This window comes from Acinetobacter amyesii, assembly GCF_023499985.1.
Classification (GTDB): Bacteria; Pseudomonadota; Gammaproteobacteria; order Pseudomonadales; family Moraxellaceae; genus Acinetobacter; species Acinetobacter amyesii.
The window spans coordinates 1-2,822 of the sequence record NZ_JAMCOU010000003.1 but is presented as its reverse complement, the minus strand read 5'-3'; the positions used below and the strand labels follow the sequence as shown (position 1 = coordinate 2,822).

The following is a 2,822-nucleotide window of genomic DNA, read 5'->3' as shown; positions in this document are numbered from 1 at the left end:
CCTTCGGCAAATAGTTGCCAAAAGTTGGTGACCATAGATGGAATAATCAATAACGTCGCTGCCTGAAATGGACTGATCACCATGGTGAGGAGGCCCATCGATACCGCAGGCAGGCCTAACCCAATCGTGCCTTTAATTAGACCTGCGATTGCAAAAACTGTGATGACGAACCAAATCATGGCGAAACTCGCAAAAGAATTGGCTCTATGCTATGCAATTCAGACACTTTGAAAAATCAGTGTTTTTGGAATAGAGCCTCAATAAAAAGTTGAGGCTAGGTTATAGCGTCTAAAGCAGATAGCGTAGATGGGCTAAACAAACTCTTTTGATTTCGAATAAGTTATAAGCGTATTGGTGGAATAGTGATATAAAAACCGTTCCAATATGCTGTTTACTAGAACGGTTTTTAATAAAATATTGATACTTATAGGAAAATTTCAAGAATTTCGCATAACGTGTATTATGTTAATTTTAGGAAAGCTTAATAAATCCGTGTTTAAAAATTAAACTAGAAAGATTTTGTATTACTATCAATTTAGAATTCCTCTCTTATAAATCTTATTTAATGACGCTATCTTTTTGTATTGATGAAGCTATTTTATCAATGGTAGTACGAACACGTATTGGTAAGAAATTTGATCTTTTCCATACAATTTGAATAGGATAGTTAGTACTTGAATAGTTAGTAAGTAGGTGTATTAATTGACCACTTTGTATATATTCTTGAATCAACCAGGAAGGTAACCAACCAATTCCTCCGTGCATTAGTACATAATCTAATATGCTTTTTATGTCATCCATTTGAACTTTATTTTTTGGCAAATATTTCATAGTTTTATGATGAGAACTTTGAAATATCCACTTTTCAAGCTGCCCATTTTTCAAATATCCAATAGTCTGATGGTTATCTAAATCTTTGATGCTCTCAGGAATCTGGTATCTTTTTAAATATTCAGGTGTGGCACAGAGCCACATTGCATGCTCAGAAATCTTTTTAACCATTAATTGACTATTATCTTCTAAATTACCAATTCTTATCACTAGGTCATAATTATCTTCAATTAAATCAATATAACGATCATTAAAAGAAAGAACCATATTCAAATTTTGATGTTCATCTGCTAAGTCTCTTAATATCGGAACTATGAACTTTTGTCCAAATAATACAGGCATAGAGATACGTATCATTCCCTGAATATTTTGATTATTACTTTCAAATAATGTCTCAGCTATTAATAATTCTTGTACAGCCCGCTGGCTATGTTCATAGAAAATACTACCTTCTTCTGTGAGAGCTAAATGACGTGTATCTCTGTTAAAAAGTACTACTCCGAGCTGTACCTCAAGCTTTGAAATCATCTTACTGACAGCGGAACGAGTCAGATGTAATTTTTCTGATGCTTTAGTAAAACTTCCTTGTTCAACAACACTAATAAATGCCATCAAACTTTTCAGATCATTAACACGCATATTAGTTCCAATTGGGAATCAATGAGTTGATTTATTATCACTTTTGTATCCAATTTATCAATGATAATCTAATAAAAATTCATATTAGGAACCTTACTATGAACAGAATTTTAGTTATCAAATCTAGTTTTATGCAGGAAAAATCTCTAAGTAATCAGCTCATTAATAAATATTTATATAGACGTAAGCAAAGTGGTTATGTTGACCAAATAATTGAACATGATCTAGGAGCTATGAACTTACCAGTATTAAACTTAGAGATATTTAATGCCTTACGTGGAGAGGCGAATGAAAAACCTGAGGTAAAAGCAGCAGTGGCTCTCTCTGATCAATTTATTCAAGAGCTGAAAGATTGTGATCTATTATTGATTGCAGCACCAATGTATAACTTAAATGTACCAACCCAATTAAAAAACTGGTTCGACTTAATTGCACGAGCACGAGTAACTTTTCAATATACAGAAACCGCACCCGTAGGATTAATTAAAGGTGTTAAATCAATTATCTTTAGTTCACGTGGTGGTTTTCATCAAGATCTTCCAACAGATGCTGTTACAACATATTTAATAGCAGTATTAGGATTAATTGGTATTGATAAGGTAGATTTTATATATGCTGAAGGCACTGATATTAAACCATTAGGGAAAGCTAAAGCACTTGAATTAGCTTCACAGCAAATTGCTTTACAAACGAACGTAGGATTGTAAGTATATTCTTCCTTATGGCAATGAAATTATAATTTTCTATTGTTCTAAGGTTCCTATTTAACATAATGGCTGTTATAAGAAATGAAAATGTTAGAACCCATTTAAAGTGTCTATATTCTCACCAATAAAAATGTCTAGTTTATGATGGTTTAACCATCATGGGCTGGATATAAAATATAGATGCTGATCACTATGTCTGATAAAGAGATTCAACGTCTTGCTGTACTGCAAGATGTTCGAGATCATCGTATTACCCAAGTCCGTGCTTCTGAAATCCTCAATCTTTCTACCCCCCAAATTACCCTATTATTACAGAAGCTAAAGCAAGACGGTGTTTCACGACTGACACATGCCAGTCGTGGTCAACCTGGCCATCGTCGCCATGATGAAGCCGTAAAGTCTGAATGCCTTTCCATTATTTCTGAACATCTGCTGGGCTTTGGCCCAACCTTGGCTCATGAGAAGCTGATGAGCATGTTTGGTCTGAATATTCCTGTGGAAACGGTTCGTCGCTGGATGACTGCCAATGAGCGCTGGAATCAGTGCTATGGCTGACATGGCATAATCAATCGGGAGATCTTCCACTGGATTTTGCTGTAAGAACACTGCCAAACAAATGGTTGATGTGGTAAAGGCTAAACCGAG

At 34.7% G+C, this 2,822-nt stretch carries 2 protein-coding genes and 3 pseudogenes; 2 read left to right on the top strand and 3 right to left on the bottom strand.

Going from position 1 to position 2,822, the window contains the following annotated elements; translation table 11 throughout:
* Both M5F03_RS00035 and M5F03_RS00030 read right to left on the bottom strand, forming a co-directional pair.
* A pseudogene (locus M5F03_RS00035) lies at nucleotides 1-179 on the bottom strand (sulfite exporter TauE/SafE family protein); the annotation flags it as partial.
* A 379-nt stretch (nucleotides 180-558) separates the two neighbouring features.
* Entirely contained in the window at nucleotides 559-1,470 is a 912-nt protein-coding gene (locus tag M5F03_RS00030; protein ID WP_180128562.1) for a LysR family transcriptional regulator, read from the bottom strand.
* A gap of 98 nt (nucleotides 1,471-1,568) precedes the next feature.
* On the opposite strand from M5F03_RS00030, the gene M5F03_RS00025 reads away from it, so the two are divergent.
* Together M5F03_RS00025 and M5F03_RS00020 are read left to right on the top strand one after the other, a co-directional pair.
* The gene (locus M5F03_RS00025; RefSeq protein WP_180128563.1) at nucleotides 1,569-2,177 is read left to right on the top strand and encodes an FMN-dependent NADH-azoreductase; all 609 of its coding nucleotides are present in this window, start codon (nucleotides 1,569-1,571) and stop codon (nucleotides 2,175-2,177) included.
* A 180-nt stretch (nucleotides 2,178-2,357) separates the two neighbouring features.
* Nucleotides 2,358-2,714: pseudogene (locus M5F03_RS00020) on the top strand (ISNCY family transposase); the annotation flags it as partial.
* Here M5F03_RS00020 and M5F03_RS00015 read toward each other — a convergent pair.
* Nucleotides 2,700-2,822: pseudogene (locus M5F03_RS00015) on the bottom strand (sulfite exporter TauE/SafE family protein); the annotation flags it as partial. The pseudogenes M5F03_RS00020 and M5F03_RS00015 sit on opposite strands and share 15 nt — an antisense overlap.

What these genes read in the sequence shown, in the direction of transcription:
- M5F03_RS00030 (WP_180128562.1), bottom strand. Translation starts at nt 1,470, where the DNA reads ATGCGTGTTAATGATCTGAAAAGTTTGATGGCATTTATTAGTGTTGTT.
- M5F03_RS00025 (WP_180128563.1), top strand. Translation starts at nt 1,569, where the DNA reads ATGAACAGAATTTTAGTTATCAAATCTAGTTTTATGCAGGAAAAATCT.